At 73.0% G+C, this 23,602-nt stretch carries 20 protein-coding genes; 8 read left to right on the top strand and 12 right to left on the bottom strand.

The window, feature by feature from the left end:
* Nucleotides 1-25 precede the first annotated feature (25 nt).
* From OG373_RS07490 to OG373_RS07480, 3 genes are all read right to left on the bottom strand, one after another.
* Nucleotides 26-1,015 carry an SCO0930 family lipoprotein gene (locus OG373_RS07490; protein ID WP_405443972.1) on the bottom strand — a complete coding sequence of 330 codons (990 nt, stop codon included), beginning with the start codon at nucleotides 1,013-1,015 and terminating at the stop codon, nucleotides 26-28.
* A 136-nt stretch (nucleotides 1,016-1,151) separates the two neighbouring features.
* Nucleotides 1,152-2,603, bottom strand: a complete 1,452-nt coding sequence (locus OG373_RS07485) for an NADH-ubiquinone oxidoreductase-F iron-sulfur binding region domain-containing protein (protein ID WP_397729497.1) — start codon at nucleotides 2,601-2,603, stop codon at nucleotides 1,152-1,154.
* Entirely contained in the window at nucleotides 2,600-3,415 is an 816-nt protein-coding gene (locus tag OG373_RS07480; RefSeq protein ID WP_397729496.1) for a hypothetical protein, read from the bottom strand. The genes OG373_RS07485 and OG373_RS07480 overlap by 4 nt, the downstream gene beginning before the upstream one ends.
* Before the next feature lie 597 nt (nucleotides 3,416-4,012).
* Between OG373_RS07480 and OG373_RS07475 the strand changes: the two genes are divergently transcribed.
* Nucleotides 4,013-5,344 (top strand): PucR family transcriptional regulator, encoded by a 1,332-nt coding sequence (locus OG373_RS07475; RefSeq protein WP_405436873.1) that lies wholly within the window; start codon nucleotides 4,013-4,015, stop codon nucleotides 5,342-5,344.
* A 252-nt stretch (nucleotides 5,345-5,596) separates the two neighbouring features.
* On the opposite strand, the gene OG373_RS07470 is transcribed toward OG373_RS07475, so the two are convergent.
* The 4 genes from OG373_RS07470 to OG373_RS07455 all read right to left on the bottom strand — a co-directional run bounded on the left by OG373_RS07470 (nucleotide 5,597) and on the right by OG373_RS07455 (nucleotide 9,811).
* Nucleotides 5,597-6,979, bottom strand: coding sequence for a DUF1996 domain-containing protein (locus OG373_RS07470; protein WP_405436871.1), 1,383 nt, complete (start codon nucleotides 6,977-6,979; stop codon nucleotides 5,597-5,599).
* Nucleotides 6,980-6,988: 9 nt separating this feature from the next.
* Nucleotides 6,989-7,627 (bottom strand): DUF4142 domain-containing protein, encoded by a 639-nt coding sequence (locus OG373_RS07465; protein WP_405436870.1) that lies wholly within the window; start codon nucleotides 7,625-7,627, stop codon nucleotides 6,989-6,991.
* Between the two features lie 617 nt (nucleotides 7,628-8,244).
* Nucleotides 8,245-8,964: a sigma-70 family RNA polymerase sigma factor gene (locus tag OG373_RS07460; protein WP_405436869.1), complete on the bottom strand. Its 720-nt coding sequence runs from the start codon at nucleotides 8,962-8,964 to the stop codon at nucleotides 8,245-8,247.
* Between the two features lie 163 nt (nucleotides 8,965-9,127).
* Nucleotides 9,128-9,811 carry a hypothetical protein gene (locus OG373_RS07455; protein WP_405436867.1) on the bottom strand — a complete coding sequence of 228 codons (684 nt, stop codon included), beginning with the start codon at nucleotides 9,809-9,811 and terminating at the stop codon, nucleotides 9,128-9,130.
* A gap of 276 nt (nucleotides 9,812-10,087) precedes the next feature.
* Here OG373_RS07455 and OG373_RS07450 point away from each other — a divergent pair, with 276 nt between their 5' ends.
* Complete coding sequence (locus tag OG373_RS07450; RefSeq protein ID WP_405443970.1) at nucleotides 10,088-11,260, top strand: MFS transporter; 1,173 nt, start codon at nucleotides 10,088-10,090, stop codon at nucleotides 11,258-11,260.
* A complete protein-coding gene (locus OG373_RS07445; protein ID WP_405436865.1) occupies nucleotides 11,257-12,387 on the top strand; it encodes a sugar ABC transporter permease in 1,131 nt (376 codons plus the stop codon). Before OG373_RS07450 ends, OG373_RS07445 begins: the two co-directional genes overlap by 4 nt.
* On the opposite strand, the gene OG373_RS07440 is transcribed toward OG373_RS07445, so the two are convergent.
* On the bottom strand, nucleotides 12,384-13,580 hold the full coding sequence (locus OG373_RS07440; RefSeq protein ID WP_405436863.1) for an acyl-CoA dehydrogenase family protein: 1,197 nt from the start codon (nucleotides 13,578-13,580) through the stop codon (nucleotides 12,384-12,386). The two genes, OG373_RS07445 and OG373_RS07440, sit on opposite strands and share 4 nt — an antisense overlap.
* A gap of 204 nt (nucleotides 13,581-13,784) precedes the next feature.
* On the opposite strand from OG373_RS07440, the gene OG373_RS07435 reads away from it, so the two are divergent.
* From OG373_RS07435 to OG373_RS07420, 4 genes are all read left to right on the top strand, one after another.
* A complete protein-coding gene (locus OG373_RS07435) occupies nucleotides 13,785-15,620 on the top strand; it encodes a CoA transferase (protein WP_405436862.1) in 1,836 nt (611 codons plus the stop codon).
* Nucleotides 15,617-17,284 (top strand): class I adenylate-forming enzyme family protein, encoded by a 1,668-nt coding sequence (locus OG373_RS07430; RefSeq protein ID WP_405436860.1) that lies wholly within the window; start codon nucleotides 15,617-15,619, stop codon nucleotides 17,282-17,284. The genes OG373_RS07435 and OG373_RS07430 overlap by 4 nt, the downstream gene beginning before the upstream one ends.
* A 109-nt stretch (nucleotides 17,285-17,393) precedes the next feature.
* Nucleotides 17,394-18,365: a MerR family transcriptional regulator gene (locus OG373_RS07425; RefSeq protein WP_405436858.1), complete on the top strand. Its 972-nt coding sequence runs from the start codon at nucleotides 17,394-17,396 to the stop codon at nucleotides 18,363-18,365.
* Nucleotides 18,362-18,727, top strand: a complete 366-nt coding sequence (locus OG373_RS07420) for a hypothetical protein (protein ID WP_405436856.1) — start codon at nucleotides 18,362-18,364, stop codon at nucleotides 18,725-18,727. Before OG373_RS07425 ends, OG373_RS07420 begins: the two co-directional genes overlap by 4 nt.
* A 49-nt stretch (nucleotides 18,728-18,776) precedes the next feature.
* Here OG373_RS07420 and OG373_RS07415 read toward each other — a convergent pair whose 3' ends face one another.
* The 3 genes from OG373_RS07415 to OG373_RS07405 are packed head-to-tail and all read right to left on the bottom strand — an operon-like array spanning nucleotide 18,777 to nucleotide 21,048.
* Nucleotides 18,777-19,580, bottom strand: a complete 804-nt coding sequence (locus OG373_RS07415) for a metal ABC transporter solute-binding protein, Zn/Mn family (protein WP_405436854.1) — start codon at nucleotides 19,578-19,580, stop codon at nucleotides 18,777-18,779.
* A complete protein-coding gene (locus OG373_RS07410; RefSeq protein ID WP_405436852.1) occupies nucleotides 19,538-20,416 on the bottom strand; it encodes a metal ABC transporter permease in 879 nt (292 codons plus the stop codon). The genes OG373_RS07415 and OG373_RS07410 overlap by 43 nt, the downstream gene beginning before the upstream one ends.
* Nucleotides 20,413-21,048, bottom strand: coding sequence for an ATP-binding cassette domain-containing protein (locus OG373_RS07405; protein ID WP_405436850.1), 636 nt, complete (start codon nucleotides 21,046-21,048; stop codon nucleotides 20,413-20,415). Before OG373_RS07405 ends, OG373_RS07410 begins: the two co-directional genes overlap by 4 nt.
* A gap of 267 nt (nucleotides 21,049-21,315) precedes the next feature.
* Between OG373_RS07405 and OG373_RS07400 the strand changes: the two genes are divergently transcribed.
* A complete protein-coding gene (locus tag OG373_RS07400; protein ID WP_397729480.1) occupies nucleotides 21,316-21,735 on the top strand; it encodes a molybdopterin-binding protein in 420 nt (139 codons plus the stop codon).
* Nucleotides 21,736-21,806: 71 nt separating this feature from the next.
* On the opposite strand, the gene OG373_RS07395 is transcribed toward OG373_RS07400, so the two are convergent.
* On the bottom strand, nucleotides 21,807-23,345 hold the full coding sequence (locus OG373_RS07395; protein WP_405436848.1) for an SDR family NAD(P)-dependent oxidoreductase: 1,539 nt from the start codon (nucleotides 23,343-23,345) through the stop codon (nucleotides 21,807-21,809).
* Nucleotides 23,346-23,602 lie beyond the last annotated feature (257 nt).

The raw sequence follows: 23,602 nt of genomic DNA, 5'->3' as shown, positions 1-23,602 counted from the left end.
GAGGACCGGTGCGCCGCGGAATTCCCTAGTTGACGACCTTCGCCTTCTTGCCCTTGTCGGTGATGGCGAACCAGAGACCCTTGTTGTTGTGCCCGGTGGTGTCCCCGGGCTCCTTGTCGCCGGTGAATGTGTAAACCGGCCAGCAGTCGATGGTCAATTGCTCGCTGCCGTCGGGGCGCTTCACCTTCCCGATCAATTCAGGAGCGATTCCGCTTACGTTTGCCTTGTCGACGGGCTTGGCGGGCTTCCAGGTGTCCGTGCAGGCGTCCACACAGCCGATCTTCATCGGCCAGGCGCTGTCCTTGTCGAACCGGTAGAGCGTCTTGCCCTCCGCGTCCTCGACGAGGGTTCCGAGCTCGGGGTTCTGCACGGCGGTGAGTCCGGAGGCCTTCGCCTCCGCAGCCGGCTTCTCCTCCTCCTTCTTCTCCTCCTTCTCGCCGCCCTCGGCGGCGCCGCCCTTGCCCGCGGGCTTCCCGCCGGGGCCGAGCGCGTGCCAGGTGCCGCCTACGCCCTCACCGAGGGCGTCGCCCGCCTTGGCATCCTTGGCGTAGCGGTACACGGGCCAGCCGGCGAGCGTGAGCTGCTTGGTACCGTCGGACCGCTCGACGGAGCCGAGGAGCGCCGCATCGATTCCCGCGCTGACCGAGGCGCCTTCCGCGGACACCGCGGGCCAGGTCGCCGCGCAGTCGCCCTCGCAGTTGGACTTGGGGGGCTTGGGCGTGTCCTTGTCGAACCGGTAGAGCGTGAAACCCTCGCTGTCGGTGACCGCGGCGCCCAGGCCCTGGATCTCGCTCACCTTCATCTGGCCGGCCGGCCCCGTCTTGCCGAGCTGGCCCGCGGGGACTGCGCCGCCCCCGGCGCCGCCGCCGTAGATGTCGTCGGCGGATCCGGCCTGTTTGCTGTCGCCCACCGGCTGAACTGCGGGTGCCTTTCCCCCGTAATTGTCCGAGCTTCCGCATGCGGCCGTCATCATCAGTACCGCGACTGCCGACACGGCGAATATCTCGCGACGCATTTTCTTCACGATCTCTCCTTCAGGTTCGGTTCCGCGTTTCCTTGCCCCCGGTAATTGATACGGGGCCCGGACCGGCGGGAGCGAATATCACCGGGAATTTGTCAGATCGCGCCAACATTGAACCCGGGGCATTGGTTCAGTCCTGGATGCGCAGGGCAAGGGCCGGGCAGCGGCGCACCGCGCGCAACGCCTTCTGCCGCAGCTGCCGGGGTACGGCCATGGAGGCCTCCGCCGGGAAGCCGTCCAGGTCGAGCCGGACCACGTCGGGCAGCACGTCCACGCACAGCCCGTGCCCCTTGCAGAGGGTCCAGTCGACCAGCAGCCGCTCCGGAGTCTCGTCGTCCTCGGGCAGGGGCAGGGCGCCCAGCACCCGCCTGCCGCATCCGCTGCCGAGCGCGTGGTCCCGGAACTCGTCCGGGAAGGTCCTGAGCGCCGAGGCGACGAAGGCCGAGGTGCCGTCGGGATGGCTGCACGCACCGCGGCGCAGCACCGCCTTCATCCGCAGCTCCAGCATTTCGAGGGCGGCCTTGCCCCCGCCCCGAATGGCGTCCTCCAGAACGTCGGCCATGGCGGGCAGCCCCCGTACGCAGGGGCCGCACTGGCCGGCGGATTCCTTCGCCATCCAGCGGGTCACCCGTGCCACTTCGCCGGCCGGGCAGGTGTCCATGGGCAGCGGCAGCACCGCCCCCGCCCCCAGCCGCGCGCCGAGCCGGTCGAGGGACTCCCGTGAGATCTCGGCGGCGCGTGCGGACGCCGGGTCGAGCCATTTGCCGTGATAGCCGCCGACCAGGACGCCCTGGCCCGGATCGGTACCGCACAGCTCCAGGATGTAGGAGAGCGCGGCCCCGCTCGGTGTCTCGACGACCGTGGAGCCCGAGATGGTCAGCAGGATGGTGCCCGGCTCGCTGGGCAGGCCGGTCGTGCGGAAGTCCAGCGCGCCGAGCCGGGCGGCGACGGCGAGCTGGGCGAAGGTCTCGGTGTTGGAGAACAGGGTGGGCATGCCGTTCAGGCCCCGGTCACTGGTGCGCACCTTCTGTCCGGACGGCAGCGTCGGGCCGCCGTTCAGACCGTTCACGTGCGCCGTTCCCTCTCCGGTGACGAAGCGCTCGGGGAGCCGCGTGATCTGCACCCGGCGCCCTGCCGGGCCGCGTTCCGCGACGGCCTCCCGCAGCGACTGCTCCACGTCCCCCCGGGTGACGCCCACCACGACGTCCTCTGAGTTCAGCGCGGCGGCGGCGAGCAGGGCCCCGTCGAGCACCAGATGGGGGGCGTGCAGCAGCATCGCGGTGTCCTTGAGGCAACTCGGCTCGCCCTCACTGCCGTTGACGACGACGGCGGTCTGTCCGTCCCCGGCGCGGGCCGACCGCATGACGGCGCGCAGCTTCCGGGAGAAGGGGAAGCCCGCGCCGCCGCGACCGCGGAGGTCGATGTTCTCGGCGAGGTCGACGAGTTCCTCCGGCCGGTAGCGGGGCATTTGGCCGTGAGTCGTCAAATGGGCCACGCGGTCGAGCCGCGCGGCCTGGTCGAGTCCGGCCAGCAGCCGGGGGGCGCCCACACAGCCGAGGGTGGGGCGCGGGTCGCCGCTCACATTCCCCGCCCTCGGGTGGCGAAGTCCTCGCCGTCGGAGGCACCGCCGGCCCGGCTGGGCGCGTACACGGCGGTACGCGGTGGCTGTTCGGGCAGGGGTGGTGAGGAGGCCGGGCTCGCGGTCACGGCCGCCGCTGCCGGCCGCGTCGCGCGCCTCGGCCGGGGGACCGTGGCCTTGACGGGCGTCTGCGGCACGGGTGAGGGGATGGGTGGCAGGGAGGCCGCGTACTGGATCCGGGTCCTGACGCGCAGTGCGAGCACGCCGACGATACCGAGCAGGGCCAGTCCGTAGGCAGCCGTGACCCAGGTGTCGGCGGCGCGGCCCGACTTCAGGCCGTGCACCAGTGACGCGCCCCATGCCGGATAGGCGCCGAAGTGCAGGGCGCGCCACAAGGCCGAGCGGCGGTTGGTCGCGAACACGCTGCGCGCCGCACCGGAGATGGCCACCGCGAGGAAGAGATATCCGGCCAGGCTGCCGAGTCCGACCAGAACCGGCCGGGCGCCGTCCGTGAAGGGGATCATCGCGGACGACGCGGTCGTCCGCTGTTCCGCGATCTTGACCCAGATGTGCAGGGCCAGGAAACCGAGGCCCGACACGGCGAGTCCGCGGTGCGCCGCCTGGGCGACCAGCCGGTGTCCCGAACCCAGGATCACCCGGTCGGTCGCGGCAAGTCCCCACAGGACGGTGGCGGTGAGCGAGACGAGCGAGAGCACGCCCGCCCCGAAGTCGAGGAAGTCCCAAAGCTGGGTCAGGGCGCCCGCTCGGGCAGCCACGGTGACGGCCACGATGGCCGCGCCCACGGCGATGAGCACGCCGGGACTCAGCCTTCCGGGCGTGGAAAGGAGGGAGGGCCGCCGAACGGCCCGCCTTCCGGCCGCCGGAGCCGCAGCCGCATGGCGGCTCCGGCGGCGGGCTCTGTGTGAGCTGGGCATGTGAGGCTGGGACAGGGGCATCCAGTTCTCCTGTGCGCCTGGGCTCCGAGCACTCCACCTGGCGCTCGGCACCCGGGGGTCGTTGTCGTCGTGCCCGGCAGCGCTGTGAAACTCCGCGCCGGCCGAGGGAACTTGGGGCAGCCGGAGTGCAGCAGCATCGTGGAGCTGCACAGCAGCTCCACAGGTTTTATCGAAACGTGATAATTTCTCGCACCGCGTCTACGGCGCATCGAACAACACCGGAAGATTCCCCTCCAGCGGAGGTTGCGACAGGCCACCGCGCCGCCCGTCACCTACGCGTCCCAGACGGCAAAATCACGGCAAAAGAATGGGACCGTAAGTGGTCGGACCTCTCCAGGAGGGAGTACGAGGGCCGCAACTCCCGTGTCAGACAAGGGTGTTGGCATGGAAGGCAACCTCGACGGGCTTGTCGCTCTTCCCCGGACAAGCCTCACCCCGGCACGAACGAGGAAAACGATGTGTGAACTTCTGAACCGCATCTGGTCCCGCCCACGTGGCGAGTGGACGCGCGTCCTGCGCAGGGAACTCCCCGCGCTGGCCGCCGAGATAGTGGAGGAGCTTCTGCATGGAATTCCGGAATTTTCCGCACTTATCGATGACAACGATGCCATTGATGACGAGTTGTTCCGGCAGCGGGTGGAAGAGGCGCTCCTCACCGTCCTCGGCTACCAGGAACAACCCCCGGAACAAGCACCGGACGAGCACGATGAACAGGCCGAGAGCGAGGACGAGATCGAGAACCAGGTCGAGGTCGAGAACAAGTTCGAGAGCAAGGCCCGGCGCGGGACCGCATCCGGGATCGACCCCGGGCTCGCGGCCCGGGAGGAGTGCGAGGTCACGCACGAGGGCCGGCACGAGGGCCTGCGTGAGGCCCGCGCCGACGGCGTTCGCGAGGTCCGCCCCGTCGGCCTCCGCGAAGCACGACTCGAAGCCCGGCACGATGGCCGGCACGAAGGCCGGCACGAAGGCCGCCTCGAAGGCGTCCGCGGGAGCGACCAGGCACGGCAGAACCTCTTCAAGACCCTTACCGATGACAGGGCCGCATCCGAGATGTCCCTCAGCGAGCTCGCGGAGGCGGCCGGCTGGCCCCTCCCGCCGGCCGTACGGGCCATCGTGCCGGCCACACCCGGTGAGACCCAGCAGCTCGCCGCCGTACTGGACCACGCCCTCGTCGGCATGTTCGCGGGCCGCCCGTGCCTGCTCGTCCCCAGCTCCGACCCGGACAACCGCGCGCCGCTGGAACACCTGCTGCGCGGCCGGTTCGCGGCCGTGGGCCACGCCGTACCGCTCCGCGACACGGCCTCCTCGCTGCGCTGGGCCCTGCGCCTGTCCGCACTGACACCCGCCCGCCCGGGTGTTGAGGTCCGGCCCGTCTTCGTGGACGACCACCTCTCGACCCTCCTGCTGCTCCAGGACGAGCCCCTGGCCCACGCGCTCGCCGCCCGCTGGCTGCGCCCGCTGGCCGACCTGACCCCCCGCCAGAGCGAGCGGCTGGAGGTGACCCTGCTCGCCTGGCTGGAGGGTGGCGGGGCTCCCGAGGCCGCCAAGGCGCTGAGCGTGCACCCGCAGACCGTCCGGTACCGGATGCGCCAGCTGGAGAAGCTCTTCGGCACCGGCCTGCGTGACCCCCGCACCCGCTTCGAGCTGGAGATGGCCCTGCGCAGCCGCCGGCTGATGGCCCAGGTACGACGCCAGCACTCGCGGGTGGGCCGCAGGGCCGCCCGTGTGATCCAGGCCGACTTCACCCCCCTGGTCGTCGGCCGGATGGCCCGCGTCAACGGCCTGTAGGACCGAACAGAACAGCAGCGAACCAACAGAATCGCACCGCACGCAGTCCGGCCCGGCCCCGTATCACGGGGCCGGGCCGGACTGTTCTGTGGGTACGGGGCCGGGACGCGGTCAGGACGCCGGGGCCCTGTACACACATGCGGTGTTGGCCCGAAGTCGGCTTCGGGCCAACACCTTCCCGGGCCGGACGCGGTGGTGGAGGAGGGGGGAGCGTCCGGCCCGGGAGTTGGAGGGGGGAGTTCTGCCGCGGGATCAGCGGCAGGTGCGTCCCTCGTTGATGCAGCCGACGGCCTTGTTCATCAGGCCGTTGGACATCACGTTGATGAAGTCGTCGTGGTCGGTCGCCGGCTTGTGCAACTGCTCGGGGAAGCTGTCGACGGCGAAGCGGGCACCGGGGGCCACCCCGTAGGTGAGGCGCATCACCAGTTGCGGAATGGCCTTGAAGCCCTTCTGGCAGCGGCCGTTCTTGTCCGGGAAGGCGACATGCGTCCGGTGGTTGGCGCTGTCGATGTTCTTGCCGTCCCAGCAGCTCTGGAAGGTGAAGGAACGCACCACGTCGCTGCCCTTCGGACAGACCGGGTACTTGTCCTTCAGCTGGCGGTTCTCGAAGCCGGTGCAGCTCCACGAGGCGTTGGCGTTCGCATTGCCGTTGGTGAAGGCCTTGGCGTCACCGGTGATGATGCGCATGAAGCGGGGCATCGCCGTGACCTTGCCGACGGGGCTGCCCTTGAAGGTGATCGACACCTGCTTCGGCTGGAGGATGGTGCCGACGTTGCCGTCCTGGCCGCCGCCGGGGGCCTTCGCGTCCCGCTCCACCTTGCCGTCACGCAACCGCAGCACGGGCCAGTAGTAGCTGGACTGGTCGCCGTTGCCGCAGGTGGTGCCGGACTTGGCGAGGCTGTCGTTGGTGGAGAAGGCGTCGGTGGAGTTGTTGCCCACGTAGTCGTGCATGTGGTGGGCGCCGTTGGAGACGCCGGGGGCGACGATGACGTTGTCGGGGTTGAAGTGGCCGTTCTCGTTGCGGCCGCACTGCGAGATGAAGGATCCCTTCGAGGCGCCCGCCTGGGCCGCCGGATTCTTCACGTTCGGTCGGATCTTCGTGATGTTGACGAAGTCGTTCTTGGACGGACCGCCCTTCTGCCCTGTGGCCTGGGCGGCTACGCCCTGCTCGCCCTTGCTCGCGGCCGCGGCGGCGGCGTCGTCCGCCGCGGGCGCCTGCTTCATCGTGCACGCGCTCAAGGCCTGTAGTTCCGCCGGAGGTTGGCCGGCCTTGCCTATCGCGTCGGTCACGCCCTTGATCGTCTGGTCGCGCTGTTGCTTCAGGTTGCCGAGGAGGGCGGCGTCGCCCTTCACCTTGCCGGCGGCGAGCTGCTTGTAGGCCTCGGCCACCTGGTCGTCCAGCTTGGCGAGGTTCTTGTCGACCTCGGGTTTGGCCTGGTCGGGGACCGCGGTGAGCTTCTCTCCCACGTCGGGGCAGTCGATGGTGGCTGTCATCTCTTGCGCACGGTTGCCCTCCTGGCCGGCGGACGCGTTTCCGGCGACGACGGCTACCCCGCCACCGCCCAGTACGAGCGCGGAGATCACGCCCAGAACCTTGTTCGACAGCCGTGGGCGTTTGTGGCCCTTTGCACTCATGCGATCACTTCACTTCGTCGGTTGGACATTGTCGGAAAGCGCGTCGAAGTCGACGAGTCCGGTGTCTTCGAGGACCGTGATGTGGTCCAGAACCGTGGTGTTGGCGGACGTGGCGAGAGCCCGGACCATCGAGTTCTTGGTCTGTGACCGAATTCCGGCCAGCAGGGCGAACACCTTTCCGTGAGCCTTGCGCAGCAGTTGGACGAACAGTCGTTCGTACTCCTCTCCGCGTGCGCGGTTCATCTGGCCCAGCCAGTCCTGCTGCTGCGCGGACGGCTGGTTGGGCAGATCGACACCGAGGGCCTGGCCGACCTGGATGACCTGCCGGTCCAGTTCGGTGTGGCCGTCGATCAGGTGCTGGCCGGCCGTCTTGATCGCGGGCCGGGACCCGCGTTGCTGGGCCTGGCGGCCTGCGGGCAGCTCCCACAGTCCGGCGAGGCGGACCTTGCGGATGAAGTCCCGGTCCGCCGCCGTCAGTGGTCCAAAGGCCGTGCTCACGGTGCCGCCGCCGTCGTCATCGGCCGCCTGACCCGTGACGGCGGCCGAGGCACGGCTGCCGAAACTGTCCACGGGTATCAGCAGCGCGATCAGCGTGAGGGCAAGGGCGCTGATGACGAGGCCGCTTCCGATCGTGTATCTCGTGGCCATCGACAAGCCGCTGATGGATCTCCGCCGCATTGACAGCACTGTGCCTCCTCGCTCCAAGGGCCGGGAGGGGGTGGCGGGGCAGGAGGGGCCGCACAAGCTGTGCGGTGCACACCCGCATTCCCGGGGTGTGACGGGACGCTAGTGCCGGGCGCGGCGCCACTGCCGGAGGACATCACCATCGGATAAACATCCCGGCGAGTCCGCGGAAGGCTGATATCTTGCCGCGCGTCCGGCCATTGCGGCCGGGCGGCGCCGCAGCATGTCTGCGCGCCCCGCCGCCATGCCACCGGGCACGCTTCGGGAACAGCTGCCGGACGTGTTCGCGAGGTGGTCGAAGGCCAGGTCGCGAGCATGTGCCCGGCCGGACGACCACCTGTCCGGCCCGGCCCGGCCGGGCCGGGTCCGGCGTGCGGCTGCGGGCCACTGCCGACCGGCTCGCGGCCCCGGCTCCCGGCCCCTGTTCCGGTTCCCCGCCCCAGGCCTGCGCCGCGGACGTCCGTCTCGTTCCACGCGTGTATCCACGCCGGGCGGTGAAGCCGTACTCAAAGACGCGGGAGGGGCCACGGGGCGCCGTTCGCGCTCCGCAGCCCCTCCCTCCGTCACGCCCGTCCGGAGGATCAGGCGAGGGCCGCCGCCGTGAGGGTGCGCTCGCCCGCCGTCCGGGCCGTTCCGGGGGCGGTGCGGTCGGCCCGCGGGGCCCGCGGGGCAGGCGGCTCCGGGGCCGGATCGGTCGTTCGGGTGTCCGTCAGGAGCGCGATGAGCGAGGTACGGGCACGGGCCACGCGGGAGCGGACCGTACCGATCGGGCAGCCGACGGCCGTGGCCGCCTCGGCGTAGGACAGCCCGAGCAACTGGGTCAGTATCAGGGCCTCCCGGCGCTCGGACGGGATCAGGGCGAGCAGCTCCGCCAGGGCGATGCCGTCCTCGAAGCCCGGCACGTCGTACGGCTGGGTCTGCTCGGCGGCCGTCTGCCAGTCGCAGCGGTCCGACAGTCTGGGCCGGGCCGCCGCGTGCCGGAGGCTGTCCACCACCGTGCGGCGGGCTATGGACAGCAGCCACGTCCGCGCGGAGGAACGGCCCTCGAAGCGGTGCAGGCTCGCCAGTGCGCGGAGGAAGACGTCCTGGGTGAGGTCGTCGGCCGCCTGGGTGTCCGCGCTCAGGTAGGCCACGTAGCGCCAGACGTCACGGTGGAGCGCGCGGACGAAGCGGTCCGTCTTGACGGGATCTCCGTCGCGGGCGTCCAGCGCCAGCCGGGTCACCTCCGCATCGGAGTCGGGGGTGCGCCGGGCCGGCCGGTCGCCGGTGGTACAGGAAGGGGTCGTCAGGGCAGCAGTCATCGCCACAAGGTCCTTACGGGCAAGGGGTGTCCGGCGCCGCGAGCGGGCGGGGCCGGTGGGGAGAGCGGCCTGCCGGAAGGCACGGCCGATGCCCGAGGCGCTGGGGTGCGGGTGCGGGTGCGGGTGCGAGAGCGGTCGCGGGCGCGGCTCGGGGAACCAGCTGTCAGAGGACAGCGGTTCCCGCCGGGGGACCCCGTGAGGTGATGGCGTGGGCGAGGAACAGCCGGCGCGGTGCGCGGTGGGCCCGCCGCCGGCGGATCCGTACGGCCGGCCGGCGCGCGGGTACGGCCGTACGGAGCAGCAGGCGCAGCGGAGTCCAGAGGCGGACGGCGACGGCCCGCACCAAGCGGAAGGCGGCCCGCTCGCCGTGGGCGAGCCACACCCCGCACAGCACGGCTGCCAGCAGGTGGGCGGCGAGCATGCCGGTCGGCGACATACCGGCCGCCGCGTGCATACCGCCCGGCAGCGGCGCGCCGGTCGCGCCGGGTGCGCCGATCGTGACGGTCAGGGCGGAAGCGGTGTCCACTACCCCGTGCATCGCATGGTGCACGTGAGTACCGGCTTCCGGCATCCCGACGCCGGGCGGCGGCTGTGACATCTGCCCGGATCCGGCCGTCGGGGCGGCCGCGACGAAGGACTGGGCCAGGGTGAAACCGGTGTGGAGCGCGGCCTGGACGGCGACGGCCGCCGCCGTGACGGCCAGGAGTCCACGCTCCCGCCCGGCGAGGGCCCACGCCGTCGCCGCCGCGGCCGGGAAGGCGACGGCCAGGGCCCACCAGGGCACCGCCGTACCCGACATGAGCAGGTGGCCGGTGGCCGCGAGCAGCACACAGAGGGCTGCGAACATCGCAGCCCTCACGGCGCGTAAACAGCGGACCGGGTTCATGGAGGGATCATCCTTGCACCGGCCGCTCGAGCCACACATCAGGGTGCGCACTTCCGGACAAGTTCCCGCGTCCTGCCTCGTCATGGCGGGGTTGCCCGCCTCGTGTGGTGCAGGGCACAAGGGGCCGGGGGAACCGTCCCGCCGGTCCATCCGACTGCCTACCCGCTCGCTCGAAGAGTTCAACGTCCTGGGAAGGGAGACTTCGTGGCCGCGGAGGGGACGGCGACCGCATCGCCGATGGAGAAGGGCGGCGGGGCGGGACGGCAGTTGACCGCGCTCCTCACCTGCGCCATGGCGTTCTCCATGCTGCAGCTGTTCCTCCTGGGTGCGCTGGGCCCGCGCCTGGTGACCGAACTCGGCGTGTCTCCCGCGGTCCTGGGGCTGACCACCACGATCGGATTCGGTACGGCTGCCGTGCTGTCCCCGGCGGGCGGCCGGATCGTGGACCGGATCGGCCCGCGGCGCTCGCTGGTGGTCCTGTTGCTGCTGTCCGCGGCGGCGCTCGCCCTGATCGGCGCCGCACCCGGCGCCGGTCTGCTGCTCGGGGCCGTCGCACTGGGCGGCGTACCCCAGGCGCTGGCCAACCCGGCCACCAACAAGGCCGTGCTGCGCGCCGTCCCGCCCGCCCGGCGGGGCGCGGTGACCGGGCTCAAGCAGTCCGGTGTGCAGCTGGGCGCCTTCGCCGCCGGACTGCCGCTCGCGCTCCTCGCGGGCGGCATCGGCTGGCGCGGCGCCGTCTGGACCGGCGCCGGCGCCGCCCTGCTCGCCGGGCTGTGGGCCCTGCGCGTCCTGCCGGCCGACCCCGCCCCGCCGCCCGCCGGGCCGCGCACGGCGCTCGTGCCGCGCGGGATGGTGGCCTGGCTGGCGGTGTTCTCCCTGTTCCTCGGAGCCGGCATCGCGTCGGTCAACACCTACCTCGCCCTCTTCGGCGCGCAGCGGCTGGGCATGGGTCCCACGGCGGCGGCCGCGCTGGTCGCCGTACTCGGCGTGGCGGGCATCGTCGGCCGGGTGGGGTGGTCGAAGGCGGCCCGGCCCGGGCGGGCCGAGTGGCTCCCCGGTGGGCTGGCCTGCGGGGCCCTGGCAGCGGCGGTACTGCTGGCGGCCGCCCTCGTGGCCGCCCCGCTGGTGTGGGTCGGGGCGATCGCCGTGGGCGTGTTCGCCGTCTCCGGCAACGCCGTCTCGATGGTGCTGGTCATGCAGCGGGCCGCACCCGGCCGGGCCGGGCAGGACTCGGCGCTGGTCGCGGCCGGGTTCTTCGGCGGATTCGCCGTGGGCCCGCCCCTGTTCGGCCTGCTCGCGCAGAGCGGCCGCTACGGGCCCGGCTGGCTGCTGGTGGCGGCGGAGTTCGCCGCGGCGGGAGCCGTCGCGTTCCTGTGGGCCGTACGGGACCGGCGGGAGGGCGCGGCATGAGCGCGGCCGGCGCCGGGCTCGGCCGGGCCCTCGAAGCCGTCATGGAGCGGGTTGCGGTGACCGCGGCTGCCGTGGGCCCCCGCTTCCCGCTGTACGCCCAACCGGAGGACGGCCGTTGGAAGACCACCGGGCGCGGTTCGTGGACCGGCGGGTTCTGGGCGGGCCTGCTCTGGCTGAGGGCGCGGTACACCGGGGACGAGGCCGACCGGCGCGCCGCCGCCGCGTGCACGGCCCGGCTCGAACCGTGGGTGGCGGCCGACACCGCCACCCGTGGCCTCATCTTCTGGTACGGCACCGCTCCGGCCGGCGACGATGCCGGGGCCGCCGCGCTCCGGGCCCGGGCCGCCCGGGCCGTCCTGTCGGCCCATGACCGTGAACTGGGGCTCGTGCCCTGGGGGGACGCCCTCGGCGGGCCCCGACTGCTCGCCCGCGTGGACGGCGTGCCGGGTACGGTACCGCTGCTGGCCGGGGCCGGACCGCAGGGCGCCGCCGCCGCGGCCGGTCACCTCCACCGCCACCTCGACCTCTGCCTCGGCGCGAACCCCGCGGTGTCGACTCCTGCGGCGCCGAACCCCGCGGTGCCGACTGCTGCGGCGCTGACTCCCGCCCTGCGCTTCGACGCGGGCACGGGCTGGCAGCCCTGCGCCGACCCGCCACCGGGCTGGAGCCGCGGGCGGGCCTGGCTGCTCCTGGCGGTCGCCGACGCCCTGCTGCGCCCGGACCTCGCGGCGGCCGGCCCCGCCCGCACCGCCGACCGACTCGATGCGGTGGCCGAACTCCTGCTCGCGCAGGAGGAGTTCCTGGTGCCGGCGGCCGACTCGGCCCGGCCGGACGGGCCGGTCGACACCTCGGCCGCCGCGATCACCGCGGTCGCCCTGCTGAAACTCGCCCGAGTGCCCGGCCCCCGCGCGGCGCAATGCGCGTACCGGGCCGAGGCGATCCTCGGCCGGCTCGCGGCGAACCACGTCAGCGGCCCGGGCTCGGGACGCCCGCCCGGGATGCTGCTGGACGGCTGCTACGACGCGGACAAGGGGCTGGCGGTCCGGCACGAACTCGTCTGGGGCGACTTCTTCCTGACCCTCGGCCTCGCCGCCCTGCACGACGTCGTCGACATCACCCGCGTCTAGACCGTCCCGTCCGGTTCCCGCCGAGCCCTGCCGGGTCCGGAAGAGCCGGCCAGGGGGCGGTCCTGCTGCCCGTACGCGCGCAGGGCGCGGCGGGCGACGGAGGTGATGTGCAGTTCGTCCGGGCCGTCGAGGATGCGGGCGGCGCGTCCGGTGCGCAGGAGTGCGGGCAGCGGGGTGTCCGGGCCGAGCCCGGCGGCGCCGTGGACCTGGATGGCGGAGTCCGCCACCTGCTGGAGCATGCGCGCGGCAGCTACCTTGGCGAGCCCCACCTCCGTACGCGCGTCCCGCCCGGCGTGGATCAGGGCCACGGCCTCGTGGACGAGGGGGCGGGTGGTGCGCAGGGCGAGCAGGGCGTCGAAGACATGACTCTGGATCAGCTGCTGGTCGGCGAGGGGCCCGCGGGACCCGCTGCGGGTGACCGCCCGCTCGCACATGAGGTCGAAGGCCCGCTGGGCCTGGCCGAGCCAGCGCAGGCAGCGCAGTGTACGGCCGAGCGCCAGGCGCTCCCCGGCGATGGTGAGCGCGTCCCCGGGCTCGCCGAGGAGGTGGTCGGCCGGGACCCGGACCCGGTCGAGTTCGATCTCGTACTGGCCCCCCGCACCGAGGACGGGGAGTTCGCGCACGATCCGGAAGCCGGGCGACGCGGTGGGCACGAGCAGCAGCGACAGCCCCTCGCGGTCACCGGCGCTCCCGCCGGTGCGGGCCATGACCGTCACCAGGTCGGCCCCCGCGGCGCCGGAGGTGAACCACTTGCGGCCGGTGACGAGCCAGCTGCCGTCCGGCCCGGGCTCGGCGCGCGTGCCGGTCCCGAACGGGTCGGTGCCGGGGACGTCCGGTTCGGTCATCGCGTAGCAGGTCCGCATGTCCCCGGCGACCAGTGGTTTCAGGTACGCCTCGCGGACCGCGGCCCCGCCGTGCCGCGCGAGCATCGTCACGTCGAGCAGTGGGGCGGACCCCAGCGCGGCCGGACCGTGGTCGCTGGCTCCCTCGACCTCGGCCAGGCCGGCGTACGTACGGAAGTCCAGCCCGCCGCCGCCCAGTTCCGCGGGCAGCGGCAGCGCCCACAGGCCCTCCTCCCGCGCCCGGCCCCGCAATTCGGCCAGCGCGTCGGCCGCGGCGGGGCCGCCCCCGTCCAGCACCGCCTCGCGGGGGATCAGCCGGGACCGGACGAACCGGTCGATGCGATCCCTCAACTCATCTGTATCTGCGGCCTGTTGTGCATTCGAGGTGTGGTCCGTGGCTGGATCCGTCACTTCTTTCCTCCTCATTCCCGGGAACTGGCGGGAACGGCCGCCCGACTCCCTGTCCGTGGAACTGGTCGGGCGCGGACGCTCCCGGGTTCCCCACATTCGGTAAGACCCGGGCGCCGGCCACCGCCGGGCCAGGAGAGGAGAGGCATGGCGTCACCAGCAACCACGCAGACGGTCCGGCCGCTCGACACACTGCGCTTCGACACCTCGGGGCCCCCGCAGATCACGAGCGTCGTCGCCGACCACCTGCGGCTGCTCGGCGCACGGACGGACCACCCCGCACCGGGGGACGAGTCCACCGCCGCCGCCACGATCACCGGCGGCACCACCACCGTCACCGGTGGCGGTTTCGACCCGGCGCACGCGACAGCCGCCTGGGCCGGTCCCGCCGGCGGGCTCGTCGACGAGGCCACCGTGCAGGCCGCCACCGGCATCATGGCCGTGCACGGCCGCCGCGACGGCAGCCCGCGCGGCCTCGCCGTCGACTACGCGGCCACCGCCACCGGAGTCCTCGCCGTGCAGGGGCTGCTCGCGGCCCTCGTGGGCCAGGCCCGCGGCGGTCCCGTCCGTGCGGTCACCACCGGCGCGGACCGGGCGGGCCTGCTGGCGGTCTCCCAGTACCTCGCCGCCGCCGGGGCCGAGGAGGGCGAGGCGGCCGAACTCGCGCCCGGAGGGCCACCCTTCACCTCCGCAGACGGCGTCCGCTTCGAACTGGAGACGCTCGATCCGGAAGCCTGGGCAGCCTTCTGGAAGGCGCTGGAGGCACCCGCGGAGGCTCTGCGGGCCGGCTGGCGCCCCTTCCAGTTCCGCTACGCCACCGCCTGCGCACCCTTCCCGGCAGCCCTCCACCTCACGGCGCGGAGCCACACGTGGGAGCGGATCCGCCGGGCCGCGGCCGCCTACGGCGCGCAGGTGTGCGCCCTGCGCCCCCTCGCGCAGCGGGCCGCCGAACACGACGGCGCAGCTCCCTGGTCCCTGCTGCCGACAGCCACCGGGCCGCTGGCCATCGGGCCGGACCGGCCGGCTCCCGGCGTTCTGCCGGGTACCTCGCCGGGCGTCCCGGTCGGCGGACCGCTGGCCGGGCTGACCGTGCTGGAGGCCGGCCGCCGTATCCAGGCACCGCTGGCGGCGCATCTGCTCGGGCGCCTCGGCGCCGACGTGATCCGGATCGAACCGCCGGGCGGCGACCCGCTGCGCGGCATGCCCCCGGCCTGTTCCGGGATCTCGGCACGCTGGCTCGCCCTCAACCGGGGGAAGCGGGCCGTCGAGATCGACATCAGGAGCGGGGCCGACCGGCGACGCCTGCGGGATCTGGCCGCTGGGGCCGACGTCTTCCTGCACAACTGGGCGCCGGGCAAGGCCGCCGGGCTCGGCCTCGACTCCGAGGACCTCGCACGGGTCAATCCCGCGCTCGTCTACGCGTACACCAGCGGCTGGGCGGACCGGATCCAGGACGCCCCGATGGGCACCGACTTCATGGTCCAGGCCCGTACCGGCGTCGGCGAGGCCGTCCGCCCCGAGGGCGAGGCCCCGGCACCCTCGCTGATGACCCTGCTCGACGTGCTGGGCGGACTGCTCGGCGCCGAGGCCGTCCTCGCGGGGCTACTGCTGCGCGAGCGCACCGGTCACGGCGTACGGGTGGACTCCTCCCTGCTCGGCGCGGCCGACACGCTGACCGCCCCGGCGCTGCGCCGGGCGGCCCGCGGCGAGAACCCCCGGCGGCCGGCCGGGTTCCGGGTCCCGCGGCCGACGGCGGACGGCTGGCTCGCTCCCGCCGACACCGATGCCCGCGCCGCGGCCGCCCACGACCTGAGCGGCCTGACCACGACCGAGGCCCTGGCCCGGCTGCGCGAGCACGGGCTGGCCGCGACCGCGGTCACCACCGAGCTGTCCGACCTGCACCACGATCCGCGCTTCACCGGCTCGATCAGCCGCGACGCGCACGGCGCCCCCGCAGTCCCCGACCCCTGGAGCTTCGCATGACCGCCGACAGGCTCGTACTGCACGATCTGCTGCCCGCCGAACTCCGCCGGTCCTGGGTGGTCGACGGAACCTGCCCCGACCTCGACCTCTACAGCCTCTTCCGGGCACGCCAGATCGCCGACCTGCACCGGACGGCCGTCATCGACGCCAAGGGCAAGCTCTGCTACACCGCGCTGGACCGCAAGGTCCGATGTCTGGCCACCGGCCTGCGGGAGCTCGGGATCGGCCCGGGTGACGTGGTCGGCGTGCAACTGCCCAACAACCGGAATGCCGTCATCGCCGATCTGGCGCTGGCCGCGCTCGGCGCGATCGCGCTCCCGTTCCCGGTCGGCCGGGGCATCCTGGAGGCCGAGTGCCTGCTGCGCCGCGCCGAGGCCGTCGCCGTCATCGCGGCGACCGAGCACCGGGAGGTCCGGCACGCGGCCGACCTGAGCACGCTCGCGAGGGCGCTCCCCGCGCTGCGCCACGTCATAGCCGCGGGCCCCGGGTCCGCACCTGCGTCCGAAGGAACGATTCTGCTCTCGGGTCTGCTGCGCTCCGACCCCAGCGGATTCGTCCCCGCCCGGCCCGACCCCGACAGCGCCGCCCGCATCCTCGTCTCCTCCGGCTCCGAGGCCGAGCCGAAGATGATCGCGTACTCCCACAACGCGCTGGCCGGCGGACGTGGCAACTTCCTCGCCTCGCTCATCCCGGACCGCACCCCGCCGAGCTGCCTCTTCCTCGTACCGCTGGCCTCCGCCTTCGGGTCCAACGGCACCGCCGTCACCCTCGCCCGGCACGGCGGCACGCTCGTGCTGCTCGACCACTTCACCCCGGAAACGGCGATCGAGGCGGTGCGCGAACACCGCCCGACGCACATCCTCGGCGTGCCCACCATGGTCCGCATGATGCTCGAACGCCTCGACGGGACGGGGGAGAAGCTGCCCGCGCCCACCGCCCTGGTCCTCGGCGGTGCGCCGCTCGACGAGACCACCGCGGCCGCCGCGGCCGAGGCCTTCGGCTGTCCGGTGGTCAACCTCTACGGATCCGCCGACGGCGTCAACTGCCACACCGGGCTGGGCAGTACGGTGCCGCCCACCGACGGGACCGGTGTCGTCGCCGGGCATCCCGACCCCCGGGTCGCCGAGATCCGGATCGCCGACCCGCAGACGCACGAACCGCTTCCCGACGGCGCCGTCGGCGAGATCATCTCGCGCGGTCCGATGACCCCGCTGTGCTACGTGGGCGCCCCCGAACTGGACGCCCGCTACCGGACGCCCGACGGCTGGGTCCGCACCGGAGACCTCGGCTACCTCGACTCCGACAGCGTCCTGCACGTCGTCGGCCGCCTCAAGGACATCGTCATCCGCGGCGGCGCCAACATCAGCCCGGCCGAGGTGGAACGCGAACTCACCGCGCACCCCCAGATCCGCGACGTGGCCTGCGTGGGCATCCCGGACCCGCTGATGGGGGAGCGGCTGGCCGCCTGCGTGGTACCCCGGGCCGGACAGCACCCCACCCTCGCCTCCCTCGGCGAACACCTCACCAGGCGCGGGCTGGAGCGGCGCAAACACCCCGAGCGGATCCTGCTGATCGCGGCTCTGCCACTGACGGCGGCCGGCAAACCCGACCGGGCGGCGCTGCGCGAACGCCTGGCCGAGGTCCCGCTCGCCCAGGCGGGCTGACGTCCGGGTCCCGGCGGCCGGACCGGCCGCCGGGACCCGGACGCGCGCCTCCGCACAAGACCCCGGGCCTGGTTGAGTCTCCCGTGGGGGGAGACACCAAGCTGGGGTCATGGACAGCGACAGCGACAGCGACACGCTCCGTTCCATCGGAGACCTCTCCCGCCGGACCGGCCTGACGGTGAAGACCATCCGGTTCTACTCCGACCAGGGCATCGTCCCGCCGGCCGGCCGCAGCCCGGCGGGGTACCGCCGCTACGGCCCCGACGCGCTCGCACGCCTGGAGTTCGTCCGCACCCTGCGCGATCTCGGACTCGATCTCGCGACCGTGCGCAAGGTCCTGGACCGGGAGGTGTCCCTGCCGGAAGTCGCAGCAGCACACGCCCAGGCCCTGGACGTGCAGATCCGGACGCTGCGCCTGCGCCGGGCCGTACTCCGCGCGGTCGCCAGACGCGGCCCCACCCCCTTGGAGATGGACCTCATGCACCGACTCGCCACGCTCTCCCAGGCCGAACGAAGCCGTCTCATCTCGGGATTCATCGACGACGCCTTCGAGATGCCGCACACCAACCCGGAATTCGAGGCCCTGATGCGGTCCGTCACTCCCGAGCTCCCCGACGATCCGACGCCCGAACAGGTCGAGGCCTGGGTGGAACTCGCCGGACTCTGCCAGAACGAGGAGTTCCGTGCCGCGCTGCGCCGCATGGCCGAGGACCAGGCGGGGGAGCCGGCCCGGCAGGACGTCGGCACGCTGCACGACGCCCTCAACCGGGCGATGCGCGAACGGATCGCCGAGGCCGTGTCCGCCGGCCTCGTGCCGGCCCCGGCCGGCGGCGTATTCCTCGCCAATTCGCTGGGCGGCCTCTACGCCCATGCCTTCGCATGCGCGGACGAGGGCGATCTGCGCCGGTGGCTCCTCGCCCGCCTGCGGACGACCGCCGACCCCCACGCCGAGCGCTACTGGCAGCTCCTGGCCACGGTCAACGGCTGGCCAGCGTCACCGACGCTCGCCCCCGTCTACTCCTGGTTCGCCGCCGTCTTCGCCAGGGGCGACGCCGACCACCAGACAGGTCTGACGCGATGAGGAGGCGCAAACTGACCTTCGGACTGTACGCGGACGAGGAGGGGCTGGCCTGGGCCCTGACCCTCGTCGAGGACGCCGTGCGCTCCCGGAACGCACGGAACACCCGGATCGTCGGCGTGACCGTCGCGCACACCGTTCCCGGGGGCGAGCCCTCGGCCGCGGACGGGTACGACTTCCTCGCGCAGCAGTGGGCGGTGGAACATCCCGGGCAGAGCAGCGGCGATCGGCAACCCGTCGAGCTGCGCGTCCGACTGCTGTGTTCCCGGCGGACGCGTCGGGAGATCCGCAGGACAGTGATCAGCACCTTGTGTCCCGAGGAAACGGCCTCCCACACCTGCCGTGTTCCCTGGACGGCAGCCTGAGCGCCCGGCCGGGCCCACGGCATGCCGTGGGCCCGGCCGGGCCGCGTGCTCAGGAGGCGCCCATGGCCTTCTTCAGCTCGGCCGCGGCGTTGCGGTAGACCGACAGCAGGTCCAGGTCCTCTCCCGGGTAGTTGACGATCTTCACCTGCTTGGCGCCGGAGTCGGGCAGCACCGTGCCGGTGGACATGTGCGCGTTGTCCAGCACCAGCTCCGGCTTCTTCGCCGCGAGTTCGGCCAGCTGCGCCGGGGTCACGGCCTCGGGCCCGTACGTGCCCACCGTCGTCGCGCCCGCGAGCTTCGCCGACCACGCCGTGAACACCTGCGTCACGACCGACGGGCTGCGGCCCCCGGGCCAGCCCGCCCGAAGCTCCTGGTTCAGCTTCGCGTACTCGGTGTCGAAGCCGGTCTTCCACTGCGTGGCGGCCTCCGCGGTGCCGAACAGGCCGGCCAGCCGGCCGACTTCGGCGGAAACCTTGGTGGGATCGTTGTCGAGCTCCACCTCGACCAGCTTGGCCTTGGACCCCGCAGCCTCCTTGATCTTCGCCGCGTACGGCTCGAAGGGCGCGTACAGCACGAAGTCGGCCTTGGCCACGGCCGCGAGGTCCGAGGGCTTGGGGTCGTAGTCCGGGGCGTGGTGGACGGACTGCGGCACGATGACCTTGATGTCCTCGGCGCCCGCGGCCTTCGCGAAGGCGCCCTCCCACGTGGTGGTGACGACCACGGACGGCTTGCCGTCCTGCGGGCGCGCGGCGTCCACGGTCGAGGGGTCGCTGTTCCCGCAGGCGGAGGTCAGGAGAAGGGCCGCCGCGCTCAGTGCGAGGAGGGAAGGGATACGGACGCGGGTGCGCGCCATGAGCTGATTCTCCGTTCGGGTATGAAATGCACCGCGAGGACCAGTGCCCCCGCGGTCAGGACGAGGACCGGGCCGGGCGGCCAGTCCAGCCACAGGGCCAGCAGGAACCCCGTCAGATTCACCACGACGCCGATGCCGATCGCCCACAGGGTGATCGACTTCAGCGAGCTGCCCAGGCGGCGCGCGGCGAGTGCGGGCAGCAGGGTCAGGGCGTCGACGAGCAGCGCGCCGGTGAGTTTGATCGCCCCGGCGACGGCGATGGCGACCAGCACCAGCAGCGCGGCCGTCAGCGCCCGCACCGGCACGCCGGAACACTGGGCGAGTTCACGGTCGTACAGCAGCAGGCCGATCTCGCGCCGCCGCCACCGGAACAGGCCCGGCACGACGACCGCCAGTACGCCGAGCACGACCAGGTCGGCGCTGCCCACCGACAGGATCGAGCCCCACAACAGGGCGAACGCACCGGAGGCGTTGACCCCCGACACGGCCAGCAGCAGCAGGGCCGCGGCGATGGCCAGGCTCATCAGCAGGCCCATCGCCCCCGACAGGCCGTCCGGGGTCCGGGCGAGCGGGGCCACCCCCGCGCCGGCCAGCGCGCACGCCACCAGCGCGCACAGCATCGGGTCGAGCCCGGTGAGCAGGCCGACGGCGATGCCCAGCAGCGCCACGTGCATCATCGCGAACCGCACCGGCATGATGTCGAGCCCGACGATGACCACACCGATGACCGGCAGGCCGATCGCGGCCAGCAGCAGGGCCGCACCGGCCCGTTGTACGGGCAGCAGCTGAAGGAGTTCACCGAGGTCGGCGGTGGCCAGGTGCACGGCCGGATTCACCGGACCTCCCGCAGACGGCCCGCGGCCATCTCCAGTACGCGGTCGCAGCGGTCCGCCAGGGCCCGGTCGTGCGTCACCACGATGAGGGTCACCGGCAGGGAGGTCAGGACCTCCGCGGCCTCCGACTGCCCGTCGAAGTCGAGGGCGGCGGTCGGTTCGTCCGCCAGGAGCAGCTCGGCCCCCGCGGCGATGCAGCCGATCGCCCGGGCCAGGTACATCCGCTGCAACTGGCCGCCGGAGAGGGTGTGCAGGGGCCGCCCGACGAGCGGAGCCACCCCGAGCCGCTCCGCGGCCGCGGTCGCCTCCGCCGGAGCACCGCTGCCGGCCAGCAGTTCGGAGCCGAGCAGCGGGAAGCGGCCGGCGGCCGGCTTCTGCGGGATCCAGGCACAGGCGCGCCGCCGCCAGGCCCACTCGGCGGGCGACCGGCCCTCTCTGCCGCCGACCAGGATCGAGCCCGTGGTCTGCCGGTGCAGACCGAGGACGGCGCGCAGCAGCGTCGTCTTGCCCGAGCCGTTGGTGCCGGTCAGGGCCACTCGTTCGCCCGCGGCGATCTCCAGATCGACGTCGGCGACGGCCTCCGTCCGGCCGTGCCGGCACACGACCTCCCGCATCCGCACATCCAGCCCGCCCATCACACACTCCTGGCGATCGTCCTCCGCTGCGAGGGAGGGCGAGGATCCGCCTCCCACGTGGCAGTAGTCGGATGCAGGGCGCCCGGAGTTCCCGGCATCCGGGAATCGCTTCCCGGATGCCGGGCCCGTACGGGGGCCAGCCGGTCGGGTGGTTCCGGCGCACTGCCGCGCGAGGGTCGGCGCGAGCGGGAGCGGGTGGGTCCTACGGTCGGTCCCGTGCGGCCCCTCCGGACCGCGCGAGGCATCTACGGACGAGGTCGAACCGTCATGAGTCTGAGCATCCGCAACCAGCTCGCGGGCACCGTCACCGCCGTCACCGTCGGCGAGGCCATGGCGACGGTCAAGGTCCGGCTGGCCGGCGGCCAGGAGATCACCGCGGCCGTCACCGCCGAGGCCGTCAAGGACCTCGGCATCACCTCGGGCTCGGCGGTGAAGGCGCTCGTCAAGGCCACCGAGGTGGCCCTGGCCACCGGCCCGGTCGAGAACATCTCCATCCGCAACCAGATCACGGGCACCGTGGCCGAGATCGCGGCCGGCCCGGCCATGGCCGCCGTGAAGGTCAACGTGAGCGGCGGCGGTCTGACCGCGGCCGTCACCGCCGACGCCGTCCAGGCGCTGGAACTGTCCGCCGGCTCCTCCGTCGTGGCGTTGATCAAGTCGACCGAGATCTCCCTCGCCACCGCCTGAGCCGCGGGCGGGGTCCCCGGGCGCTCGGCCTCGGCGACCCGGGCGGCGGTTGCCCGCTGCCCGCGGTCAGGTCACCAGGCGACGTGCCGGTAGTCCTTGAGCAGGACGCCGTGGATGGGATTGCCGGCCTGCCCCTGCACGATGGGGTGGTAGATGCGCGCGGCCCCGTCGATGACGTCCAGGGGCGGACGCCACCCGGTGGCCGCGTGCCGCTCCCGGGCGGCCAGTGGCTTCTCGTCGGTGACCCAGCCGGTGTCCACGCTGCAGGTGTGGATGCCCCGGCGGGCCAGGTCCGTCGCACTGGTGCGGGTGAGCATGTTGAGGGCGGCCTTGGCCATGTTGGTGTGCGGGTGGCCGGCGGTCTTGTTGCGGGCGGCGAACTGGCCCTCGACGGCGGAGACGTTGATCAGGTAGCGGCTCGGGTGCGGCGACGCATCCAGCAGGGGCAGCAGGCGGTCGGCGAGGAGGAACGGTGCGACGGCGTTGACCAGCTGGACTTCGAGGAGTTCGGCCGGTTCCACCTGGCCGAGCCGCAGGGTCCAGGAGTTGCTGGTGCCCGTCTCCGGCAGGAGTCCCGCCTCGTCGGTGCGCTCCTGCGGGTCCGGGTCCGGGTCCGGGTCCGGGTTCACGGCGAGGGCGGCTTCGTCCTCACCGCGGGAGTGTGCCGGCGCGGAGGACACCCGGGGCCGCGAGGCGAGTTCCGCCGTCAGGGGGAGGGCGGCGGCGTGTGCTCCGGGGACGGTGAAACCGGGGGCGGTCCAGATCTCCGCCGTGGCGGAGGGCGGGGCCGCCCCGACGGCGGCTTCCGCCGCGACCAGCGCACGGTAGGCCCGGGGGGACCGGTGCAGTGTCTGGGCCGCGTTGTTGACGAGGATGTCCAGGGGGGCGGCCCGGCCGAGCAGGTGGTCGGTGAGGGCGAGTACCTGCCGGGGGTCGCGCAGGTCCAGCGCGACGATCCGCAGCCGGTGCCACCAGTCGGCGGCACCCGGCGCCGCGGCGAAACGACCGGCCGCGTCCTGCGGGAAGCGGGTCGTGACGGTGACTTCGGCTCCGTCGCGCAGCAGCATCAGCGCCATGTGGAAGCCGATCTTGACCCGCCCGCCGGTCAGCAGCGCCCGTCGGCCGGTCAGATCGGTCCGGGCGGTGCGCCGGGTGAAGTTCTCGTCCGCGCAGCCGGGGCACAGCTGGCCGTAGAAGTGGTGAAGCTGCCGGTAGTGGGTCTTGCAGACGTAGCAGCGTTGCGGGCGGTTGAGCAGCCCGGGGGGCGCGTCGTTGTCCGGTACGCGCTCCGGCGGTCGGCGGGTCACCGCACCGGGACCGCTGTGTCCCTGGACGTAGTCGTGCACGGACAGGCCCGATCGGTGCGGGGTCTCGGCCGTCAGCGCGGCATCCATGATCCGGTCGGGTGCGCCGGTCGCGGTGGTTGCCAGCAACTCCGCGTCGGCCGACGCCCGGACGGCCCGTCTCGCGGCACGCCGACGGCGCCGCCCGTCCCGGACGAGGTCGCTGGCGGCTTGTTCCAGCAGGCGGCGCTGCTCGTCCTCCAGCGGCAGTCGGCGTGTCTGGTCCAGCAGGTCCAGGCAGGCCCGTATCGCTGCTTCGTTCTCCATGGAATACCCCTCCGTGGGACTGAGGGCGGGGAAGGACCAGAACATCCGGGGAGTCGCGGTTCCGGTCCCCTCGATGGTTGCGGAAGCCCGAACACGGCACGGTGATGCCCGTGACCGTGACGTGCGCCGTCAACGCCCGGCAGTCGTCAATTCGAATGCATGCAGGTCACAGTATTCCTCGTCACGTACAGGGAGCCGATTCGGGGCACGGGGCACGTGGGACGTGGGCGTGCGGTTCCGGATATCACGGCTCGGCC

The organism is Streptomyces avidinii (assembly GCF_045161815.1).
Classification (GTDB): Bacteria; Actinomycetota; Actinomycetes; order Streptomycetales; family Streptomycetaceae; genus Streptomyces; species Streptomyces avidinii.
Note: the sequence above shows the minus strand (reverse complement) of the source record. Positions and strands in the feature narration are given on the sequence as shown.